Source organism: Maritalea myrionectae DSM 19524 (genome assembly GCF_000423365.1).
In the GTDB taxonomy this organism is placed as follows: Bacteria; Pseudomonadota; Alphaproteobacteria; order Rhizobiales; family Devosiaceae; genus Maritalea; species Maritalea myrionectae.
Genome location: NZ_AUHV01000003.1, coordinates 143,451 through 165,143, shown reverse-complemented (window position 1 = coordinate 165,143; position 21,693 = coordinate 143,451). Strand labels below are relative to the sequence as shown.

General features: G+C 53.0%; 16 protein-coding genes. 15 read left to right on the top strand and 1 reads right to left on the bottom strand.

Annotated elements, in window-relative coordinates; genetic code table 11:
- The first annotated feature begins 54 nt into the window (after nucleotides 1–54).
- From G549_RS0106745 to G549_RS0106715, 7 genes are all read left to right on the top strand, one after another.
- Entirely contained in the window at nucleotides 55–879 is an 825-nt protein-coding gene (locus G549_RS0106745; RefSeq protein WP_169449617.1) for a FecR family protein, read from the top strand.
- A 181-nt stretch (nucleotides 880–1,060) separates the two neighbouring features.
- Nucleotides 1,061–1,945 (top strand): FecR domain-containing protein, encoded by an 885-nt coding sequence (locus G549_RS0106740; RefSeq protein WP_027834387.1) that lies wholly within the window; start codon nucleotides 1,061–1,063, stop codon nucleotides 1,943–1,945.
- A gap of 179 nt (nucleotides 1,946–2,124) precedes the next feature.
- Nucleotides 2,125–4,917, top strand: a complete 2,793-nt coding sequence (locus G549_RS0106735; protein WP_027834386.1) for an EAL domain-containing protein — start codon at nucleotides 2,125–2,127, stop codon at nucleotides 4,915–4,917.
- Nucleotides 4,918–5,033: 116 nt separating this feature from the next.
- Nucleotides 5,034–6,071 carry a glycoside hydrolase family 3 protein gene (locus G549_RS19335; protein ID WP_169449616.1) on the top strand — a complete coding sequence of 346 codons (1,038 nt, stop codon included), beginning with the start codon at nucleotides 5,034–5,036 and terminating at the stop codon, nucleotides 6,069–6,071.
- 100 nt (nucleotides 6,072–6,171) lie between these two features.
- The gene (locus tag G549_RS0106725; protein ID WP_027834385.1) at nucleotides 6,172–6,975 is read left to right on the top strand and encodes a UDP-2,3-diacylglucosamine diphosphatase; all 804 of its coding nucleotides are present in this window, start codon (nucleotides 6,172–6,174) and stop codon (nucleotides 6,973–6,975) included.
- Nucleotides 6,972–7,997 (top strand): glycosyltransferase family 4 protein, encoded by a 1,026-nt coding sequence (locus G549_RS0106720; RefSeq protein WP_027834384.1) that lies wholly within the window; start codon nucleotides 6,972–6,974, stop codon nucleotides 7,995–7,997. Before G549_RS0106725 ends, G549_RS0106720 begins: the two co-directional genes overlap by 4 nt.
- A 105-nt stretch (nucleotides 7,998–8,102) precedes the next feature.
- A complete protein-coding gene (locus tag G549_RS0106715; RefSeq protein WP_027834383.1) occupies nucleotides 8,103–9,314 on the top strand; it encodes an MFS transporter in 1,212 nt (403 codons plus the stop codon).
- An 86-nt stretch (nucleotides 9,315–9,400) separates the two neighbouring features.
- Here G549_RS0106715 and G549_RS0106710 read toward each other — a convergent pair whose 3' ends face one another.
- Nucleotides 9,401–14,263, bottom strand: a complete 4,863-nt coding sequence (locus G549_RS0106710) for an apolipoprotein A-IV repeat region-like domain-containing protein (RefSeq protein ID WP_027834382.1) — start codon at nucleotides 14,261–14,263, stop codon at nucleotides 9,401–9,403.
- A 344-nt stretch (nucleotides 14,264–14,607) separates the two neighbouring features.
- On the opposite strand from G549_RS0106710, the gene G549_RS19330 reads away from it, so the two are divergent.
- From G549_RS19330 to G549_RS0106670, 8 genes are all read left to right on the top strand, one after another.
- Complete coding sequence (locus tag G549_RS19330) at nucleotides 14,608–14,991, top strand: hypothetical protein (protein WP_156905505.1); 384 nt, start codon at nucleotides 14,608–14,610, stop codon at nucleotides 14,989–14,991.
- An 84-nt stretch (nucleotides 14,992–15,075) separates the two neighbouring features.
- A complete protein-coding gene (locus G549_RS0106700) occupies nucleotides 15,076–15,396 on the top strand; it encodes a 2Fe-2S iron-sulfur cluster-binding protein (protein WP_027834381.1) in 321 nt (106 codons plus the stop codon).
- Between the two features lie 219 nt (nucleotides 15,397–15,615).
- Complete coding sequence (gene cysG / locus G549_RS0106695; protein ID WP_027834380.1) at nucleotides 15,616–17,010, top strand: siroheme synthase CysG; 1,395 nt, start codon at nucleotides 15,616–15,618, stop codon at nucleotides 17,008–17,010.
- Nucleotides 17,011–17,018: 8 nt separating this feature from the next.
- Nucleotides 17,019–17,324: a DUF2849 domain-containing protein gene (locus tag G549_RS19325; protein ID WP_051213508.1), complete on the top strand. Its 306-nt coding sequence runs from the start codon at nucleotides 17,019–17,021 to the stop codon at nucleotides 17,322–17,324.
- Nucleotides 17,311–18,954, top strand: coding sequence for a nitrite/sulfite reductase (locus tag G549_RS0106685; RefSeq protein ID WP_027834379.1), 1,644 nt, complete (start codon nucleotides 17,311–17,313; stop codon nucleotides 18,952–18,954). The genes G549_RS19325 and G549_RS0106685 overlap by 14 nt, the downstream gene beginning before the upstream one ends.
- Entirely contained in the window at nucleotides 18,947–20,227 is a 1,281-nt protein-coding gene (locus G549_RS21650) for a phosphoadenylyl-sulfate reductase (RefSeq protein WP_084634051.1), read from the top strand. Before G549_RS0106685 ends, G549_RS21650 begins: the two co-directional genes overlap by 8 nt.
- A gap of 77 nt (nucleotides 20,228–20,304) precedes the next feature.
- A complete protein-coding gene (locus G549_RS0106675) occupies nucleotides 20,305–21,333 on the top strand; it encodes an NAD(P)/FAD-dependent oxidoreductase (RefSeq protein WP_027834378.1) in 1,029 nt (342 codons plus the stop codon).
- The gene (locus tag G549_RS0106670) at nucleotides 21,333–21,665 is read left to right on the top strand and encodes a 2Fe-2S iron-sulfur cluster-binding protein (protein ID WP_027834377.1); all 333 of its coding nucleotides are present in this window, start codon (nucleotides 21,333–21,335) and stop codon (nucleotides 21,663–21,665) included. Before G549_RS0106675 ends, G549_RS0106670 begins: the two co-directional genes overlap by 1 nt.
- Nucleotides 21,666–21,693: the final 28 nt, after the last annotated feature.

Below are 21,693 nucleotides of genomic sequence, written 5' to 3'. Positions count from 1 at the left end.
AAAATAATATTGTTTTTCGCAATCATCTTAACAAGCGTTTCGGCGCACGCAGCAATGGCGGAACAGTGGACAGCCAGCAAGTTGCGCGGAGCCGTATTCGTTTATAGTGGTGCGGAGTGGCAACAAATCTTTCGCGGATATGTGGTGGACAGCTCTTCCGCGATTCAAACGGCACCTAATGCACGCGCTGTTTTTACACGTGGCAAGGAGTCAATTGATGTGCGGGGCGATACACGTATTCGTATTAAGGATCGCGTGGGCGCACTTTCCACAATTGTTGAACAGGATTTCGGTGAAATCACCGTGGATGTTGAGCGCAAAAATGTGCAGCATTTCGCCGTGCAGGCACCGTTATTGACTGCGGTTGTGAAGGGCACAAAATTCACCGTTATCGCCAGCAGAGAGGGCGCCGCTGCACAAGTGCTGGTGCGTCGCGGGCGGGTTGAAGTGCAAGACACCGAACTCAAGGTCAAGATTGATGTCAAAGCGGGCCAAAAAGCGCAGCGCAGCGCCGGCATTAACGCAATTGTTGAAGTTAGCGGTCGCGGTAAAGTGGAGCCATTTATCTCCATGGCGAGCAATATACCATTGGCGAGCAGTGGCAGCGAACTGCGAGAGAAATTAGGCATTGAGGCCGGGGCAGGCGCAGCGAATGCGCAAGGTGACAATGCTGGCAGTGCGGCGCAAGTGGCTGGCGCACCCGAAAATGCCGGCAGTGGCGCCAGCAGCGCGAGTGATGCTGGGCAACCTAGCGATGCGGGCAAACCTAGTGACGCGAGTAAGCCAAGTGATGCGAGTAAGCCAAGTGATGCGGGTAAGCCGAGTGACGCGGGTAAGCCGAGTGACGCGGGTAAGCCGAGCGGTGCAGGTTCAAGATAGGACATTTACCAGCGCTAAAACGCATTGAGATCAGTTGGTGCCGCGGCGTTTGCCGCGGCATTTTTTTGATGAGCGGTATGTTTAGTATTGTTTAACTATCTCTCTAATCAACTTGAGCACTTAAGAACTTGTTTTGCCCGGCTGACGTAATGTTTTCAGACGAGATTTGGAGAGGTGAAGCATGATCAGAATTACGAAATTGATCCTTGTTTTCTTTGCGTTTGTGGTGCCGTTGGCGGTGTCCCATGGATTTGCAGAGGAGTGGGTGGCCAACAAGTTGCGTGGTGGCGTTTTTGTATTTGATGATGGTGATTGGCAGCAGATTTTCCGGGGCCATGTCGTGGACAGTTCAGCAGCCATTCAAACAGCACCAAATGCACGTGTTGTCTTCATGCGTGGCAAGGAGTCAATTGATGTGCGGGGCGACACTCGCATTCGTATCAAGGATCGTGTGGGTGCACTTTCAACTGTAGTCGAGCAGGATTTTGGCGAAATCACCGTCGATGTTGAAAAGCAGAATGTTCAGCATTTTGCTGTTCGGGCGCCGCTGCTTACGGCTGTTGTTAAGGGAACAAAATTCACCGTTAAAGCCGATAAGAACGGCAATGCGGCCGAAGTGCAAGTGCGCCGAGGTCGTGTTGAAGTGCAAGATAATGAGCGAAAAGTCAAAGTTGACGTCAAGGCAGGTCAACGCGCGGGACGACAAGGTGGCGCCAATGCAATTGTCGAAGTTAGCGGGCGCGGTTCGATAGAGCCATTCTTTGGCATGGCGTCCAATAAACCCATCGCCAACGATGTTGCGGAACTTAAAGCCAAGTTAGGGCTTGGGAATGCGGCGTTAAACGCCAGCAAGCAGCCAAGCCAGTCCAAAGCCAAAAACGAAAATGCCAACAACCCCAATGTGGGCGGCAATAGCAACGCTGGTGGCAGTGGCAGCAGCAACGGAAATGACAAGGGCGATGCCGGGAGTAACGTGAAAGACGATGCCGGGAGCAACAACAAAGGCAACGCTGGAAGCAACAACAAAGGCAATGCGGGCGACAATGGAAAAGGCAAGGAACGATAGTTCCAGCTCTTGAAGTAAAAGATTGATTACGTGAACGGGCCCTTTGTAAAAGGGGCCCGTTTTATTTTAGCGTAAAGTGAATAGCAACCAATTCATGGTCTTATGGCCTTGAATTGTCGGCGCACTCACCCGGGTTGGAGCCGCCAATCATCGTAATTGGCTTACGAGTTTGGGACGAAATGGCGCTAACGCTTAAAAAGATATTGACTTTGGTTGCGGTGACAGCCTTTGCGCTATTGGTCGAAATGGTTGGCGGCTTGGTGCCTTTTGATCGATATTTCAACGAATATCATTATTCGATGATCAATGAGCCCGTCTCAGAAAAAATCGTGATTGTTGCAATTGATCCCGCCAGTTTGGAAGAGGTGGGACAGTGGCCATGGCCGCGGCGCGTTCACGCGCAAATCATTGATGGGTTGATCGAATATCAAGTCGACGAGATCGCTTTGGATATTGATCTATCTCAGCCCTCGAATGCGCTTGATGATCTGAGGCTTACTGAAGCGCTTGGACGCGCTGGGGGCTTTACCTATCTTGCGAGCTTCAATCAATTGGTGCGCCAGCGTGATGGCACTGTGGCCATCGCAAATTCGCTGCCATTGGCTCAGTTTCGTGCTTATGGCGAGCCGGTTGTTGTTAATGTGCGTCCAGATGATGATGGCAAGATCCGGGAATTGGATAACGGGGCACGCATTGCGGGTGAAAACATTAAGAGTTTGCCTTTTGCCATCAGCCAATATCAGGCGCCTGAGGCGCAACCATCGGTTCTCGTCAATTATGGGTTAGATATCGCTCAGATTGACGTTATCTCCGCCATTGATGTGATCGAGCGTCGGGTTGAGCCCGAGCGTCTGGCCAATAAAACGGTTTTGGTGGGCGCCACCGCTGTTGAGCTTGGGGACATTGTTTTGGTGCCCAAATATGGTCACATACCCGGCGTTGCTTTGCTGGCACTGGCCGCCGAAAGCCGGTTAGAGGGCAATCGACTGACATCGGTCGGCAGCTGGCCAGGTGTGCTGCTGGTGTTTGTCATGTTGTTGGCGCTTGTTCTGCGCGGAAAGCCCTTTTCAATCTGGTCGTTGGTTGCGACTTATGTTGTCGCCTTTGTCCTGGTTGAGTTGCTTGCCTTCTACGCCCTGTCGCAATTTGGCTATTTGATAAACTCGGCGGCGGCGCACACTGTGGCTTTTGGCGTGATCGTGGTGTTTTTCTTCTACGAGCTGACCGTCCGACGTGCCGCCATTGAGCAAATCAGCATCGAAAACGTGCGCATGCAGGCCATTCTCGATCGTGTGGTTGAGGACAATTTTGATGGCGTGATCATTATTGATGGCCAAGAGAGAATTGTATCGGCGAGCCGCCCCGCCGAAGAAATATTGCAGGCGCGCGCTGGGCTTGCGGGCAAGAAAGCGCAGGTTTTGCCGGGGCTGTTCTTCAAAGAGGCGGTGCGCCTATTGCGGCATAAGGTGATGGCGGGGATTCCAAGCAAGGTATCCAGCCTGCATCATTTTGAGCAGGGCATTTATGCCGACAAGGGATATCCGGGGCGGCCGGTCGCGCTCGAATATTCGATTACCGTTTCGCGCATTGATCTTGGCCATGGGGTGAATGAGCAGGTGGCGTGCTTGACGTTTCGTGATGTGACCGAGCGTCTCAATCATGAGCAACGCCTGTCCTATTTGGCCAATTACGATACGTTGACGGGGGCATTTTCGCGACAAAAACTTGTTGTCGAGTTGGAGAATTATTGTCGACCGCGTTCCGCAACACCGCGCGATATGACTCTATTGTTGCTTGATCTGGATCGCTTTAAAAACATCAATGACAGTTTGGGCATCAGCATCGGGGATGAGTTGCTCCGACAAGTGGTGAAACGCTTGGGTAAGCTGGGTCTTTATAGCGTCACCCGGTTGGGCGGGGATCGGTTTGCAGCAGTCTACCCGCATTTGATGGAAGAGCATGAGGTGCCAATCTTGGCCAATAAGGTGCTCAGCGCCATCGTGTCGCCTTATACCATCGGTGCGCACCGGGCGTTGATCGGCGCCAGCTTGGGCATGACGGACACCAATAATTCCGGCTATTTTGCTGAAGATTTGCTCACCCACGTCGATATGGCGCATTCGGAGGCCAAATCGATGCCGGGGAACAGCTTTTTCCCCTATCGTAGTGAGCTCAGCGCACGGGTTAAAGATCGGCAATCTATTGAGGTGGCCTTGTTGGATGCGGTTCAGAATGGGCAATTGTTTTTGCAATATCAGCCGCAGGTGGATTTGGCCACCAATCGCATTATAGGCGCGGAATCATTGGTGAGATGGCAGCACCCGGAACTGGGTTTCGTTCGTCCTGACCGGTTTATATCGGTCGCGGAAGATAGTGGTATGATCATTGAAATTGGCCGATGGGTGCTTTTACAATCTTGCATGGATGCTGCGAAATCCAATCGCGGCGGACGCATTGCGGTGAATGTTTCTGCGGTTCAGTTCGAATATGGCGATGTTCTTGGCGATATCGAATATGCGTTGAAGGAATCTCAGCTTGATCCTTCGCGACTGGATATTGAAATCACTGAAAGCGTGTTTGTGTCCAAACAGGACCGGACCATTGGCATTCTCGACTCTATTATTGAGCGCGGTGTGGGTATTGCCCTCGATGATTTTGGTACGGGCTATTCATCCTTGAGCTATTTGAGCAAGCTGCCGGTGAATAAGATCAAAATTGATCAGGCCTTTGTGCGCAATTTGCCGCAAGACCAGCATTCAATGGCGATCATTGATGCGGTTGTTTCGCTGTCAAAACATATGAACAAAAAAGTGGTGGCTGAGGGCATCGAAACGCAGGAGCAGGCGGATATTTTGCGGCGCGCTGGCTGCCATATCGGGCAGGGCTATCTGTTCGGCAAACCATTGGGCCGCGAAGAATTCTGCAATCTGTTGGAAAGCTATAATGCACCACTGCAAAAAAATGCAGTTTAGCAGCCCAAATTCAGGCATATTCCTCACGCATTGATAGTTTTTTGATTCACAGAGCGGTGCTTATGCGTCTTTTTATCCTCGCGGCGGTTGTTTTCGCCCAACTTTCTCTCCCAACGATGGCGCAATCCCTGCGCGAAAAAGCCGGTCAGATGATCATGATCGGCTTTCAGGGCGATCAAGCGTCCGGCCAATGGCACAATGGCGTCAAAACCTTGGCTAAAGAGGGGAAAATTGGCGGTGTGTTGTATTTGAAATACAATGTCGCCTCGGTGGATATGGTCAAACGCAAAAATGCGGATTGGCAATCCGTGGTGCCATCAGCTTTGCCCTTGCTGATCAGTATTGACCAGGAAGGCGGCAAAGTTGAGCGGCTGACCAACTCGGTTGGGTTCGCTGAAATCGCCAGCGCCGCCGATGTGGCCAATTCTATGAACGCCAGATCGGCACAAACGCTTTATGAGAATCTGGGGCGCCGTTTGGCCGCGTTGGGCTTTAATGTGAATTTCGGGCCGGTGGTAGATGTAAATGTAAACCGCAACAACCCGATTATCGCCAAATATGGCCGGTCGTTTTCAGCAAACCCTGATGTTGTGACTGATTATGGCGCTGCGTTTGTGAAGGGTCACAAGGCGGCAGGTGTTTTGACAGCGCTGAAACATTTCCCGGGCCACGGGTCCAGTCAGGCCGATAGCCATTTGGGCTTTGCTGACATCACGGACAGCTGGCGCGACACGGAATATGTGCCGTTTCAAAAACTCATCAGCCAAAATTTGGCGCAAATGGTGATGGTGGGCCACCTTTATCACAAGAGCTTTGCTGAGGCGGCGAGCAATGATTATCCCGCCAGCCTATCGCCTGTCGCGATTAATGGCGTGTTGCGCCAAGGGCTTGGCTTTAATGGTGTTGTGGTGTCCGACGATTTGGAAATGGGCGCGATCACAAAGCATTATGGCTTTAAAGAAGCGGTGTTGGCGGCGGTGCGCGCGGGCAATGACATCTTGCTTTTTTCAAATACGCGCGAACCAAGCCTTGAATTGCCAGACAAAATACTCAATCTATTGATCAGTGAAGCGGAACGCGACCCGGCTTTTGCTCAGATGATTGAGCGAAGTTATGCACGCATTGTGGGCATGAAAGGTACGTTGGCCCGATAGGTCCTTTGCCCCAGGCAATGCAACAAGGTAAGGTGTCACAAAAATGACGCCTGAATCGGGTTGAGTATTTGGGGCGCAGTAGAAATGCGAGCGTAAAAGAATGATGCAAGAACACGAAACCCGGCATGTAAAAGCCTTGTTTATATCCGATGTCCATTTGGGCATGCGGACCATCCGGGTGGACCAACTGATCGACTTTTTGCAGGTTCATGACGCTGAAACGATCTATTTGGTTGGCGACATCCTTGATGGATGGCGCTTGCAGAAATCCTGGCATTGGCCTTCAAGCTATAATCTCTTGGTGCAACGACTGCTGGAGAAAGCCCGCAAAGGCGCGCGTCTTATTTATTTGCCGGGCAATCATGATGAATTTTTGCGTGACTATATCGGCACCCATTTCGGCGATATCGAAATCATTGATCGCGTGATCCACCATGCTGCCGATGGCAAGCAATATCTGGTGATCCATGGCGACCAGTTTGACGTGGTGGTGCGCCATGCCAAATGGCTGGCACATGTGGGTGACTGGGCTTACAACGCGGCCTTGCGCATCAATATTCTGGTCAACTGGGTGCGGCGCAAATTGGGCCTGAATTATTGGTCTTTGTCCGCTTGGGCCAAACATAAGGTCAAAAATGCGGTGAGCTTTATCGGGCGTTATGAAGAAGCGCTGGCGCATGAAGCGAAAGAAACCGGCGTTGATGGCGTTATTTGCGGCCATATTCATCATGCGGACATGCACGATACTTATGGCACGCGTTATATCAATACGGGTGACTGGGTGGAGAGTTGCACCGCGATTGTCGAAAATCACGATGGTCAGTTTGAGTTGATCCATTGGACCGACATGGCCACCAAACCCCAACAAGAGGCGCGCCGTAAAAAGGCGCGTGAAGTTGCATGACAAGGCTGCTGATTGTCACCGATGCTTGGCACCCACAAGTGAATGGCGTTGTACGCTGTTTGGACAAGGTGGGGCAGGAGCTTCGGGCAATCGGTTATCAGGTGGACTATCTGACACCTGAGCGGTTTTGGACCATGCCGCTGCCTACCTATCCTGAAATCAGACTTTCATTGGCATGGTTGGGCGAAATTGGTCACATCATAGAACAATATGATCCGGACCATATTCATATTGCCACCGAGGGCCCGTTGGGGCTGATGGCTCGTTATATTTGCACCGCTCAGCATTGGGCATTCACCACCAGTTATCACACACGATTTCCAGAATATGTCGCGGCGCGCATCCCTGTACCCTGCGAATGGTCATACGCCTATTTGCGTTGGTTTCATGAGGCGGCAACCCACACGCTGGCGCCGACACGTTCGGTTGTTGAAGACTTGAAAGATAAGGACTTTCAACATGTTGTTGAATGGACCCGAGGTGTTGATTCAACGCGATTTGCGCCGGGTGAAAAAACGCTATTCCAAGATTTGCCGGGGCCGCACCTTCTTTGCGTGGGGCGGGTGTCGGTTGAAAAAAATGTTGAGGCCTTTTTGCGGCTAAATGTACCTGGCACGAAAATCGTGGTGGGTGATGGGCCGCAACGGGCGGAGTTGGAATCCAACTATCCCGACGCAGTTTTTGTAGGGCGCAAACAAGGGGAAGAATTGACGGCGCATTATCAAAGCGCCGATGTTTTTGTTTTCCCATCTAAAACCGACACGTTTGGCAATGTTATGCTTGAAGCGATGGCGTGCGGTGTGCCTGTGGCGGCTTATCCTGTGATGGGGCCGATTGATGTGCTCACAGATCCGCGGGCGGGTGTCATGGATGATGATTTGGCCGTTGCGACCGAAAAAGCGCTTAAGTTGAAGCGGGCTGATGCCCGCAGCTTTGCCTTAAATTACAGCTGGGCGGCCTGTGCAGTGCTTTTCCGGCAATATCTGGTGCCTGTGGCCAGCGGACGCGAACGCGCAGCGTAGAGCGCCGCTGAGATCGTTTTAACACCAAAAACATACCTTCGGGCTTGTCAGCTTTGGCAAATCAGCGCAACCTTATGGTCTTAACTCCATTAGGATAGGCAATTTATGCTGTTTTCAGTGCGCGAAGCGTTCTTGTCCCATCAAGGACGCACCTCAAGTTTCTATGCCTTCAAATTCTTGGCCGTCGGCATTGCCGTACCGTTTTTGCCGCTTTGGCTGAAGTCGGAGGGCCTGAGCGATTCCGATGTGGGCTTTGTCAATTCGGCACCCATCTGGATGATGGTGCTGATCAATATTTTTGTTGGTCGAATTGCTGATAAGGCGAGCGACTGGCGACAGGTGATCATTGCGGCAAGCGTTCTTTCGGGCTTGGCGTCAGTCACCTTGTTTTTTGCCCAAGGCTTTTGGGCCATCCTGTTTTGTTGGACGCTTACTGTTTTGCCCTTCATGGTGGGGGCACCGGTGACCGATGCCGCTGCGGTGCGGATGGCGCGTCGGCGCAATCTGGATTTTGCGATGATCCGTGTTTGGGGCACCGTTGGCTATGTGGCCGCCAATCTCTTTTCGGGGTGGATGCTCAATCTTTCAGGTGTCGGCATATTCCTGCCGCTATTTGTCAGTTTCTGCCTTATCCGCGGTCTTATGTCCTTGCAGCTGCCCAAGTTTCGCAGCAAAGCGCCAGAAGATGAGACAATTGGGCCTGAAGTGGTGGTGGCGCCGCCGCATCGGCTGCAGGCGCAAGAAATCAAACATGTGTTTCGACCTTGGTTTGCGCTGGCCATTTTGGGGTCAGCGTTTATCGTCGCGTCCCATGGTCCGCTCTATGCTTATGGCTCGATCTTGTGGGATCGCTCCGGGTTGCCCTCCACCATTATTGGCCCACTCTGGGCAATCGGTTCGGGTGCGGAAATCCTGACATTCTTTGTGTTTGCCCGTGTGGCAAAACGCTTCTCCGCCCGCCATTTGTTGATATTCGCCGCTGGCGTCACAGCTTTACGCTGGTTCGGCATGAGCTTTGATCTACCGGTGTGGGGGTTCTTCTTGCTGCAAATGCTGCACGCCATCACCTTTGGCATCACCTATTTGGGGACGCTCAATTTCGTGGCAAACTGGACAGCAGAGAGTTTTGCGGCGGAAGCGCAGAGCTTGGTGCAGGTAACAGCGCAGGCGAGTTTGGCCACCTTCATCGTGATTTTTGGCTTTGTGTTCTCGGCATTTGGTGCGCCCACTTTTATGATGTCTGCATTGCTTGCGGCGATTGGCGGCGGTTTGATTTTCACCTCGCTCATATTGGTCAATCCACGCAGCGAAGCCTAGCGATAAGGCGTTACAGATATTTGATCACCGCAATGAAAAACGGCGCCCAAAGGGGCGCCGTTTTGTTTTAGATCGTTATTCTTTGCTTAGTTCAAACGCCCTTGGGCATGAGCCAGCATCGTATAAATCTTGCCGCGGTCTGAGGTGAGCAAGGCTTGTGTGTCGCGCACAGGGTCAGCGCCGCTGGCGGCATCACGGAGCAGTTGCTCGAACTCGCCCATAAAGTCTTTTGCCGTGCCTGCAAACTCTTGATCTTGCTTCAATGCTTTGCGCACATCATCAAAAATGCTTTGTCCGGGCAGGGTATAAAGGCGACGGGAGAACACTCCGCTCTCGCCATTCTGGTAGCGACGCCATGCATCGACCAGCGTTTTGTGGTCAACAGCTTCAACCATCTCAGCGGTCAGGTTTTTCAGGTTGCCGCCGCGACGTGCGCTGCTGGCCTGCTGATTGGCAGACGCGTTGCGCAAAAGGCTACGTACCCAGCTGCCTTGCTCATCATCTTGCGATGCGCTTGGCGCTGGCTGTGCGGCGCGCTTGCGTTCCGCTTCTGCGGCACGTGCATCCTGCTCCTCAATCTGCTTTTCAAGCAAGGCAGCCAATTGCTCAGAGGAAATATCATCCTCATAGCTTTGTTCCGCCTTTGGTGCTTGCGGTTGCGGGGCAAGCGGAGCTCTTGATGCAGGGGCCGCTGGCTGTTCTTCGCGTTTTGGCGCAGCCTGTGCCGCAGGGCGCGGTTGTGAAGGTGCCTCGGCCCGTGGGGCGGGGCGTTGCTCGATTGTTGGCGCAGCTGGTGCCATAGACGCCGTTTGGCGTGGCGCGGCGGGCTGTGCGTTGACAATTTTATTGAGCTCTTCAAGCGCTTCGATTTGCTCGGCCACAACCTGGCGCATCTTGGCCGCGCTGGCTTTGGTTTCTTCTGGCAATTCCATCACGCCACGTTGCAACTCTGAGCGTGTTGAACTCAACTCTTCGCTCAGCTCTTTGGCGGTTACGCGCATGGCTGATGATGTATCGTTGAACCGTTCTACCGCAGCCTGGATAGATTGCTGCATTTCGTCGATCAAAGATTTTTGTGCCTGTTGCAGGGCTGTTGTGGCCCGTTGGCTCTCTACGCCAGCAGTCTCTGTCATATCGCGAAGATTTGTGGAGACAGCTTGGGACGCATTGCTGACCGTTTGCGTAAGCGTGTCTTGCGTTTCTGAAATGCGGTTTTCGGTTTCAGCAACAGTATCTGACAGCGATTTTGCAAAGGTGCGCAAGCGGGCGTCGATCTCTTCAGCGCGTCTGGTGAACCCGGCCACCAGGGCATCCATTGCAGTGCGGCCACCTTCGATGGTGTCCACTGTAACAATAGAGGCGTCTGTAAGCTCTTTGGCTGCAGAGGTGAAGCCAGAGGTTTGCCCTTCAAGCACGTGCTTGATTTCGCCAACTTCTTCGAGCAATCCGTGAATAGTGCTTTGAAGCGCGTTCACATGTTCGCCCATCAAGCGGCCTGCATCGTCTGTGCCGGCCAATGCTTCGCGCACCGCGTCTGAGTAGCGAGCTGTGTGCTTGGCCACGCCATCTTCGAGAGAGGCCAAATTGTTGGTTGATGTTTCCAACACTTGTTGCAGCAGCATGTTTGAATCGTTGAGCTTGGACAGGGCTTGGGTAACATCTTCTTCGATACGTGATGTTGAGTAAGCCATGATTTCTTCGGCGCCGCGGGCATTTTGCTCCAATGCACTGCGCAAAAGGTTTTGCTGGTTGGCCAGGCGCTCTTCGATGTCCGTGGTTTTCTTGTCGATCAGTTTTGACAAGGTATCGGACTGCACGGCCACCACTTGGTTCATGGCGCGGGCCTTGTCGCTGAGTTCTTCTGCGGTGTTCACCGCCCGAACAGACACAAGCTCTTCCATTGTGCTGGATGCGGTACGCAATTGCTCCATAGCGCCACGGATCACCAGATCCATGCGCGATGCGGTGCGTTCCACATCGGACGAAATGTCTGTGGTGAGACCAGAGAGTTTCTCGTCCAGGGCCGCCACAATCTTGTTGGCGCCGGCATCCACATTCTCAAGCGCTTGATCGAAGCTGCTTGTGAACGCGGTGTTCATTTCACTCAAGCGTGTTGCTGTCTCATTTGCCCGCTGTGCGATGGCATCGGGCAGGGTGCCCAATTTGTCATCAATGGTGCGCGACAGATGCTCGGTTGACATGGACATGCGCTCTTCGCTCTCGGCCACACGGGATTCGATTGAGCTTGAAAGGCTTTCGGTCGCGCCAGTGATGCGCTCTTCTGCGCCGCGTGCACGGGCTTCCATGGCATCTGACAGGCTTTGCGTCGCCGCTGTGATGCGCTCTTCCGCTTCCTGGGCACGATCCTGCATGGATGTGGAAATATTGTTGGCTGCAGCGGCCAGGCGTTGCTCTGTCGCGGAGAGGCGGCTGCCGATGGTTTGGTCCAGATCGCTTGTTGCTTTTTCGAACAAGCCAGTAGAGCTGCTGACTGCATTCTCCACACGACCCGCCAGTGTTTCGGTGCTGGCTTCGATGTTGGAAACCGCGTCGGTCACTTTACCCGCGACACCAGTTTCTGCATCAGACAAGCGCGCGATGGCCGCATCAATTTGGTTGCCCAAATTGTCGTTTACACGGGCCACTTGCTCTTCGATCATTTGTGACACGTGGTTGGAACGTGATTCCATTGTGTCATTCACATCGCGCAAGCTCTCGTCGATGCTTTCACGGAACAGTTGACCGGATTTCTCAAAGGTTGAGCCCAACTCTTTGGTGCGGTTTTTCATGGTCGCATCAAGGTCAGCAGCGCTGGTTTGCAGCACAGTGTTGAACTCAGATGTACGCTGATTGATTGTGCTTTCAAGCGATTGCGCGTGCTGTTTGAACCCTTGCTCATTTTCATTGAGCGTGGTGATCAAGCGTTCGCCCTTTTCACTCATGATCTCGTCCATGGAGTGGAGGCGGCTGTCCAGAATAACAGCAACTTCATCCACGCGGCTGGTCAATTGTGAAATGGTGTCCTGACCTGCGTTGGCCAACAATTCGCGGGCATCATTGGCGCGTTCGTCCAATGTGCCACCCAATTGCAGCAGTGCAGACTGAACTGCGCTTTCCAAATTGTTGGTCTGGATTGAGATGCTCTCATCCACGCCGGAACCGAAGTCAGCCAAGGTGCGCTGGGCGTATTCTGCATTTTGCAAAATCTTGGACGCCAGGTTGGAGCCGACATTTTCCATGTTGGTGGCGATTTCTTCGCCGCGCAGATTAAGATCGACCAGCACAGATTCACTTGATGCGCGCAACACGCCTGAAAGCTGGTTGGTGCGTTCTTCAATGATGCTGGAGAACTCTGATGTGCCATCTTCCAATGATTGGGTGAGGCGCGCAATGCGGTCGTCGACATTTTCTGTAAAGCCGCTTGCGCCGCGTGCCAACACGTCGTTGAGGGCGTTGGTGCGATCCTCAATGGTTTGGGCCAAATTGGTGTGACGCTCGCCAAACGCGTCCATCATATAAGTGGTGCGTTCGTTCAGCAGATTGTCCAGCTCGTCGCGCTTGGAATCCAAAGTTTCGCTAAAGTTGGTGGCGCGGGCGCTCAAAACCTGGTTGAGGCGGGCAGTGCGGTCTGCCACTTCGCTTGAGAGCTGCTCGGTGCGTTCCACCAAGGTTTTGTCGAAGCGCTCGTTTTGCTCTGAAAGCGTGGCGCCAAGCTCTTGCGTGCGCATGGACACTTTTTCGGACAATTCGTCCGCGCGCATGGCAAGCGTTTGATCAAAATTGTCACTGTGCGCCGATAGCGTGCTGTCGAGCTGTTCGGTGCGTGCCGCCACCTTGTCGGCCAGTTGATCGGCGCGATTGGCCAATGTCTGGTCAAACTGGGCGCTTTGCTCAGCCAATGCTGACGCCATGGCGGCTGTGCGCTCATCCACGACAATATTCAGCTTTTCGGTGCTGTCATCGAGCGACGTCACCAAATCGGTGCGGCGGTTCTCGATTGTGTTTTCGAAACGGTCGCTTTGTTCCTTAAGCGCATTGGTCAGCTGATCGCCTTGCCCTGCTATGGACTGGGTGATGTCGCCGCCCGTTGTACGCAATTTGTCAACAACGGCGCTGCCAACTTCGTCCAATTGCTGGGAAAAGCCGGAGTGTACGTCTGAAATTGCTTCGCGGACGCGTTCAGAATTGGTCACCACCGCATTGCGCTGATTGGCCAGTTCTTCGATGAGGGAGCGCATGCGCAATTCATTGTCGGCATAGGTGCGTTCAAGTGAGTTCACTTCATTGTGCACCATCACCTCAAGTTCGCCAGCGCGCGACAGAGCGCGTTCCAGCCCGTCGCCAATGGCGTTGACTTCGCGGCGCACGGCTTGGCCCACAGTTGTGATCTGTGCCGTGGCTGTTGATTCAGGCTCGGTGAGGCGCAGGGCCGCTTGGGTCATGGACGATGCGGCCAGGCGCAAATCCTGGGCGCGTCGCACAATCATCGCGATGGCAAAAAACGCGAGAACCGGGATCAACAAAAGTGCGGAAAAACCGGCAAAGTCCGGCGATTGAGCGAGTGTTGCGAATTGGGTGTTGGCCAAATCTGCGCCAAAACGCATATAGCCAAGCGTGCCGATAATCGCGATCCAGCATACTGATGCCAAAGCCGCCAACCAGTATGGCACGGAAGAGGGCTTGGACTGCATGGAATAAAGGATGCCGGCGGCGGACGACCGATCATCATTGGCAACAGAGGCGGCACGACTGGCGATGCGCTCAGCTGAACGCGAACGACTTTCGCTGGTGCGTCTGCCCCGGCTGTTCTTTTCATCTGCCTTGGGTTTATCCAGCTTAGGTGCCTTGCTGGATTTTACATCAGAATCTGATTGGGACTCCAGTGCGCTTTCCACCGCTGAAAAAGCCAGTGTGGCTGGATCATTTGAAGAGTTTTTGTTCTTTGCCATACTCAATACTACCTTTTGCGTCCGCACAATGCCCGGCGAACTTTAGGGTGAGCTGAGGCAAGTTTTGTGCAAAATAACACAGCCGGAGCGTCCTCCGGAACTTGGTAAAGCATTAAAACAATAATGCATTTTGGGCCACAGTACCCAACGCCGCCGAACGTTGGTATCATGCCTTTATACACCAAATGAAGGTGATCGAGACATTTTTATTAAAAATTAGTTAACGCGCAAGAGTGCCAACAATTTAAAATGTTTATGCCAATCGGCAACTTACAGGCTTTAAAGCTTGATTCAACCTTGTTTGATATGTTGTGGATAGTTTAGTTTGCGAGGAGTTAAAGTCCGTGGCTGAGTTAGCATTTGATCATGGCACATTAGTGGACCCAATGGCGAAGTCGCCGCGACGTGCAATCGATCTGGCGTTTTTAGCACGGCAGACCATGGGCAACAAAAACCTCGAGAGCGAAATCTTACAGCTCTATCGGACGCAATTGCGCAAATTCGAGCCAGATTGGGCCAAAGCCCGCCTGTTGCCAAACCTTACGATTGCCTTGCATTCTATGCGGTCTGCCTCGTTGGGTGTTGGTGCCGGGGCAATTGCCGAGTTAAGCGGTGCGGCTGAGATTGATTTGCGCGAAGAGTGGGGGCAAATTGACAAGATTTATGATCAGCTTGCCCAGTCTGTGGCCTACACACTCCAGTTTATCGACGATATCTTAGGCGAATAGCCGCACTTATCTCGCCCCATTGAGGTTGTCATGAACGCGTGAGAGCGCTATATGGCGGCTGATCAGAGATAAGGGATAATGTTCATGGCAAAAATCACATATGTTGAAGCCAATGGCACCAAGCATGAAGTTGAAGCGGAAAATGGCTCGACTGTCATGGAAAACGCCATTCGCAATGCGGTGCCGGGTATTGTTGCGGAATGCGGCGGCGCGTGCACTTGCGCCACCTGCCACGTTTATGTGGACCCTGAGTGGGTGAGCGTAACGGGCGGACCATCCATGATGGAAGAAGACATGTTGGATTTTGCTTTTGACGTGAATGACCGTAGTCGCCTGTCATGTCAGATCAAGGTGAGTGACGAAATGGATGGCCTGGTCGTCCATGTTCCGGAAAACCAAGCATAAGTCTGGTTTGGAATTTCATTCCTAAAATCGTCATTTGGCGCAAAAATTCTATAAATGGGGCGGATTGTGAGTTTTAAATGCTCACCGCCCCTTTCTTTTTGGGTTGTCTTTTCTCCTTTTGCCTGCGAAAGGGGAAATAAAAAAGCTATTTTATTTCAGTAGCTTGGCAATAGATCATGCCTCATTTATTTTAAGGGAAGAAATAAGCGAGGCACGATGATGACCAAACTTGGCATTTTCCCAGTATCGATGAAGGTGCGGGGCAAAAAAATAGTGATTGCCGGTGGTGGCCCCGAAGCGTTGGCAAAGGCCCGCTTGGCGGCGAAAACCGATGCCCACACCATTGTGGTTGCACGCAAAATCTTTGCTGATTTTAGCGGTTTGGACGTCACCGTGCTGGAACAGCCTTTCACGGATGCGATTCTTGACGGTGCGGCGATGGTTTTTTCAGGTGATGAAGGGCCAGACGCGGATTTGGCCAAGGCCGCTGCCAAAGCGCATCGCATTCCACTCAATGTGGTCGATAAACCTGAAGAATGCGATTTTTATACCCCTGCCATAGTGGACCGGGCGCCATTGTCCGTTGCGATTTCATCTGAAGGTGAAGCACCGGTTATGGCGCGGATGGTGCGGGCCAAAATCGAAGCCTTGTTGCCACTGTCTTTGGGGAAAATCGTGAAATTTACAGGTGGGTTGCGCCATAAGGTTGAGCGCACCATTCATTCAGGCGACCAACGACGGAAATTCTATCAGGATCTCTTGGCATCGCCGAAGTTTGAACGTTTGGTCGCTGATGATGAGGACCAAGATGCGCACATGTTTGCGGATTGGCTGATGCAAGCGCGTGCCGAGGGCGATGGCTTTGTTCATTTAGTGGGCGCAGGCCCGGGGGCAGAAGATTTGCTGACCCTTCGTGCTCAGCGTGTGCTGCAAAGCGCGGATGTCATCGTGCATGATCAATTGGTGCCAGACGCCATTGTGGAGATGGGCCGTCGTGATGCGGAGCGCATTGCTGTTGGTAAAGCCAAAGGCCGTCACTCCTTCACCCAAAAGCGCATCAATCAGATGCTGGTCGACTTGGCCAAGCAGGGCAAGCGCGTGGTGCGGTTGAAGTCTGGCGATCCGATGATCTTTGGTCGGGCAGGCGAGGAAATTGCGCATTTGCGGGCCAACAATGTGGATTTCGACATTGTGCCAGGCATTACCTCGGCCCTGGCCGCGGCGGCTGACAGCGAAACCGCTGTTACATTGCGCAATGTTTCTTCAGGCATCGTATTTGCAACAGCCCATGGCGCTGACAGTCAAGTGGTGACTCATTGGGCGAGCCTGGCAAAGTCCGGCATTTCATTGGGCATTTATATGGGCAAGTCGATCTTGGCAGATGTGGCCAATGATTTGATTTCCCACGGTTTGGCAGGCTCAACCCCGGTGGGTGTTGTGGTCAATGCGGGCCGTGAAAACAGCACCCGTCATTTGGGCACTTTGGCGGGCGCGGAACAATTAAAAGAACAATTGGCCGAAGGGCCGGCGATCGTTTTCATCGGTGAAGCGATTGCTAGCGGCAATTGGCAACAATTTGAGGCGCAACTGCCTCAAACATTGCAAGTGGCATAGGTGGGGCAATGAAAGTAATTACAGGCAATGAGCTTTTGTCCGGCGCCGTCGTATATTTTTACGGCAAAGATCGCTGGGGCATGGATTTGCAGCAAGCGCAAATTTTTGAAGATAAAGCGCCGGAAGTTGATGAGCTTTTGGCGGCTGCAGCCAAAAAGGACAAGGTGGTTAGCCTTGAAGCCATTCCGGTTGAAAAGCACGACAATCAATTGGTGCAAACCAACCGTTTGCGCGAACAAATTCGCGCCAATGGCCCAACCGTCGGCACCTATGGCCGCCAGCATTTGAGTGAGGCTGACTATGTATCGCTATGATGAATTTGACGCCGCCTTTGTGCGCGAGCGTACAGAACAGTTTTCGGACCAAGTAAAGCGTCGTGTGGCTGGGGAATTGACAGAAGATCAGTTCCGCCCATTGCGTTTGATGAATGGTCTTTATCTGCAATTGCACGCCTATATGTTGCGGGTTGCAGTGCCTTATGGCACGCTGAACTCGCGCCAGATGCACAAATTGGCGCATATTGCCCGCACCTATGACCGTGGCTATGGCCACTTCACCACGCGGCAGAATATCCAATATAACTGGCCGAAACTGCAGGATGTGCCGAAAATTCTCGAGGAATTGGCAGAAGTCGAAATGCACGCCATTCAAACTTCGGGCAACTGCATTCGTAATGTGACGACTGACCAGTTTGCTGGGGCAGCCCATGACGAGATTATCGATCCGCGCCCTGTGGCTGAGATCATTCGCCAATGGTCGAGCTTGCACCCGGAATTCTCTTTCTTGCCGCGCAAGTTCAAAATCGCCATCACCGGCGCACAGCAAGACCGCGCCGCAGTGAAGTTCCATGATATTGGCTTGATGGCCAATGAGAAGGACGGTCAGGTTGGCTGGCGCGTCTTTGTGGGCGGCGGTTTGGGCCGCACACCGATGGTCGCCAAGGAAATCAATGATTTTGTGCCGCACGAAGATTTGCTGGCCTATCTGGAAGCGATTTTGCGTGTTTACAATCTGCATGGTCGTCGCGACAACAAATATAAAGCGCGGATCAAGATTTTGGTGCACGAAACTGGCATCGAGCAAATCCGCGAAGAAGTTGAAGCCGAGTTTGCGCAACTCAAGGACGGGGTGTTGACCCTGCCGCAGGACGAGCTGGACCGGATTTCAACCTATTTCGCCGCCCCGCCATTCGCCGCTGATGCTGATGATGTGTTGGATGCGGAGCAGCATGCGTTGGAGAATGCGCAATATGCGAAGTTCTTGAAGCGCAACCTGTTTAAGCACCGCCAGCCGGGCTACACTTCCATCACCATTTCTTTGAAATCGGTGGGCGAGGTGCCGGGTGACGCCAGCGACGCGCAAATGGATGCCATTGCCGAATTGGCCCGCGAGTTTAGCTTTGATGAGCTGCGCGTCAGCCATGAGCAGAACTTGGTGCTGCCGCATGTGAAAAAGTCTGACGTGCGCGCCATTTATGAGCGTTTGGTTGAAATCGGCTTGGCTGAGGGCAATGCGGGCTTGATCTCTGACATCATCGCTTGCCCGGGTCTTGATTATTGTGCCTTGGCCAATGCCCGTTCTATTCCGATTGCGCAGGATATTGCCAAGCGTTTCGCGGATCGTGAAAACGAATTTGGTGAGCTGAAAGTCAAAATTTCCGGCTGCATCAACGCTTGTGGTCACCACCATGTGGGCCATATCGGTATTCTTGGCGTGGAGAAAAAAGGCACTGAGCTTTATCAGATCACAGTGGGTGGCGATGCTACCGAGCAGGCCGCTGTTGGCAATATTCTGGGCCGTGGTGTGACCGGTGATGAAGTGCCTGACGCGCTTGAAAAGCTGTTGAACGTATATATGGATCAGCGCGAAAACGCCGACGAGCCCTTCCTCGATGCGTTCCGCCGTTTGGGCGAAGCCCCATTCAAGGAGGCGCTTTATGGCTAATGCCAACGCCGCGCAAGCCTTTGTACCCAAGGAACGCCTGAGCGATCTTCAATTGGTTGCCTTGAATGGCATGTTCGATGAGCGTGACGCGCTGAGCGTGTTGCGCTTTGCGCTGGAAGAATTGACGTCGCACCCCATCGCGATGGTCTCTTCTTTCGGCGCAGATTCTTCTGTGTTGCTGCATATGGTGGCGCAGATCAATCCGCATCAAGAAGTGCTGTTTTTAGAGACGGGAAAGCATTTCCCCGAAACGCTTGAATATGTCGAGACCATGAAGCAGCGCTTGGGCCTGACCAATGTGCGCTTTTTGGAGCCAGATACCAGCGACTTGGCGCGGTTTGATCCCAAGGGCGACCTTTGGCAAACCGATCCTGATAGCTGCTGCCACATTCGCAAAACCGAGCCATTGGATGCGGCATTGAAGGCCTATGGCGGCTGGGTGACTGGGCGCAAACGCTTCCAAACCAATGATCGCGGGGTGCTGCCGCATTTTGAATTGACCAGCGATGAGCGCATCAAGGTCAACCCGTTGGCCTATTGGGATTTTGAGGATGTGAAAGCCTATCGCGCCGAGCATGATTTACCGCCACATCCCTTGTTTAATGTGGGCTATTTGTCTATCGGTTGTGCGCCGTGTACCTCGATGGTGAAGGAGGGGGAGGACCCTCGTTCCGGTCGCTGGCGTGGGCGCGACAAAACCGAATGTGGAATTCATTTTGATGTGAGCGGCAAGATCGCAAAGCCGCAGGCCAAGGGACAGAGCATGAAGACGCTTTTTAAGGACGGTCAATTTGTTGAAGATCAATGGCGTGATCTTGCAGACGATGACGCATTGATTGATCTTGATCATGTCTTTATGCCGTTTTCCTTATATATTGAGCACAAAGATCGTTTGGTGGGCAATAATGGGGCGCTTGGCCTGATTGTGCAGCCCGGCGATGATGTGCATGAAATTGGGGACGATGTGCATCGCTTTGCGGCGATTGCGGTTGAGTTTCCCAAATTCGCTGATGGTCGGGGATATTCCTCTGCCCGCCTGTTGCGCGAGCGATATGGCTTTGACGGCGAACTGCGCGCCCGGGGCGACATATTGACCGACCAGGTGCAGTTTTTGCGCCGGTGCGGCTTTGACAGCCTGGTGGTTGTTGACGGACCAACGCGAAACGCACTAGAAAACGATGCCATTGCAGGTGTTTCGGTGTTTATGCAGCCCACAGGCCGCGACATTGAGGTGCCCGCGGGCACACGCCCTTTCTTGCGGCGGGTGAAATAATCTTTTTGGGGTGGTCCAGCACCCTTTAAACCGCAGGCGGTCCAGCGCCTGGAATAAGACACGAAGTGAGTGAATAAATGAGCGAACAAGAGATCGTCACCGATGTGGTGATTGTCGGTGCGGGTCCTGTTGGACTTTTTGCGGTGTTTGAACTGGGCCTTCTGGACATCAAATGCCATTTGATTGACATTCTGGATAAGCCGGGTGGCCAATGCGCTGAGCTTTATCCTGAAAAGCCGATCTATGACATTCCAGCCTTTCCCGAAATCTCCGGGCAAGAGCTGACTGATAATTTGTTGAAGCAGGCGGAGCCATTCGGCCCGACTTACCATTATAATCGCATGGTCAATGAGATTGAGCGGCAGGATAATGGCGACTTCATCGTGAAAACTGATGCGGGCGAAACCTTCCGTTGTAAGGTTGTGGTGGTCGCTGCTGGCGGCGGTTCGTTCCAGCCGAAGCGCCCGCCTGTGCCGAACATTGAAGCGTTTGAAAACCAATCTGTTTTCTATGCTGTGCGCAAAATGGATGATTTCCGCGATCATGACATTGTGATTGTTGGCGGTGGCGACAGCGCGCTGGATTGGACCTTGAACCTTGCGCCTTTGGCCAAAAGCCTGACCCTTGTGCACCGTCGCGACAGCTTCCGCGCCCATACGGACAGCGTGAACAAAATGCGCGCCCTGGTGGACGAAGGCAAAATCAACTTTGAGCTGGGCCAGATCGCCTCGCTTGAAGGCGAAAATGGCCAGATCAGCGCAGTGAACATCAAAAATGCTGACGGCGAGAAAAGCCTGCCGGCGACCCGTTTGATGCCATTCTTCGGCCTCACCATGAAGCTTGGCCCTGTGGCCAATTGGGGCCTCAATCTGCATGAAAACCTGATCGAGGTGGACACTGAAAAGTTCGCCACGTCGGAAAAGGGCATTTTTGCGATTGGTGACATCAATTATTATCCGGGCAAGTTGAAGCTGATTTTGTCGGGCTTCCATGAAGCGGCGCTGATGGCGCAGGCGGCCAAGAAAATCATCCACCCGGATGAAAAAGTTGTGTTCCAATACACAACCTCATCCACCAAACTGCAGAAAAAGCTTGGGGTGAAATAATGCATATTTACGTCACCGACCATAATGGCAAGGAACATGAGCTGGAAGCGCTGGAAGGCTGGCGCGTCATGGAAGTGATCCGCGATTGGGGCTTGCCCATCAAAGCCGAATGCGGTGGCGCATGTGCCTGTGCAACGTGCCATGTGTTTGTTGATCCCGACTGGCAGGACAAACTCCACGCCGCCTCGGACGAGGAGGAGGACATGCTCGACATGGTGCCGGATGTGAAGGACAATTCTCGTCTTTCCTGCCAAATTCTGATGAGCGAAGAGCTCGATGGATTAAAAGTGTCTCTGGCGCCGAGCGCAAAGCCCGACGCCGAGGTTGCATGATTCTCGCTCACGGTTGAGCGCTGATCGG

Bases quoted from the DNA above. Each gene is read 5' to 3' on its own strand.
- G549_RS0106745 (WP_169449617.1), top strand. From the start codon at position 55: ATGGCGGAACAGTGGACAGCCAGCAAGTTGCGCGGAGCCGTATTCGTT.
- G549_RS0106740 (WP_027834387.1), top strand. From the start codon at position 1,061: ATGATCAGAATTACGAAATTGATCCTTGTTTTCTTTGCGTTTGTGGTG.
- G549_RS0106735 (WP_027834386.1), top strand. From the start codon at position 2,125: ATGGCGCTAACGCTTAAAAAGATATTGACTTTGGTTGCGGTGACAGCC.
- G549_RS19335 (WP_169449616.1), top strand. From the start codon at position 5,034: ATGGCGCAATCCCTGCGCGAAAAAGCCGGTCAGATGATCATGATCGGC.
- G549_RS0106725 (WP_027834385.1), top strand. From the start codon at position 6,172: ATGATGCAAGAACACGAAACCCGGCATGTAAAAGCCTTGTTTATATCC.
- G549_RS0106720 (WP_027834384.1), top strand. From the start codon at position 6,972: ATGACAAGGCTGCTGATTGTCACCGATGCTTGGCACCCACAAGTGAAT.
- G549_RS0106715 (WP_027834383.1), top strand. From the start codon at position 8,103: ATGCTGTTTTCAGTGCGCGAAGCGTTCTTGTCCCATCAAGGACGCACC.
- G549_RS0106710 (WP_027834382.1), bottom strand. From the start codon at position 14,263: ATGGCAAAGAACAAAAACTCTTCAAATGATCCAGCCACACTGGCTTTT.
- G549_RS0106700 (WP_027834381.1), top strand. From the start codon at position 15,076: ATGGCAAAAATCACATATGTTGAAGCCAATGGCACCAAGCATGAAGTT.
- cysG (WP_027834380.1), top strand. From the start codon at position 15,616: ATGACCAAACTTGGCATTTTCCCAGTATCGATGAAGGTGCGGGGCAAA.
- G549_RS19325 (WP_051213508.1), top strand. From the start codon at position 17,019: ATGAAAGTAATTACAGGCAATGAGCTTTTGTCCGGCGCCGTCGTATAT.
- G549_RS0106685 (WP_027834379.1), top strand. From the start codon at position 17,311: ATGTATCGCTATGATGAATTTGACGCCGCCTTTGTGCGCGAGCGTACA.
- G549_RS21650 (WP_084634051.1), top strand. From the start codon at position 18,947: ATGGCTAATGCCAACGCCGCGCAAGCCTTTGTACCCAAGGAACGCCTG.
- G549_RS0106675 (WP_027834378.1), top strand. From the start codon at position 20,305: ATGAGCGAACAAGAGATCGTCACCGATGTGGTGATTGTCGGTGCGGGT.
- G549_RS0106670 (WP_027834377.1), top strand. From the start codon at position 21,333: ATGCATATTTACGTCACCGACCATAATGGCAAGGAACATGAGCTGGAA.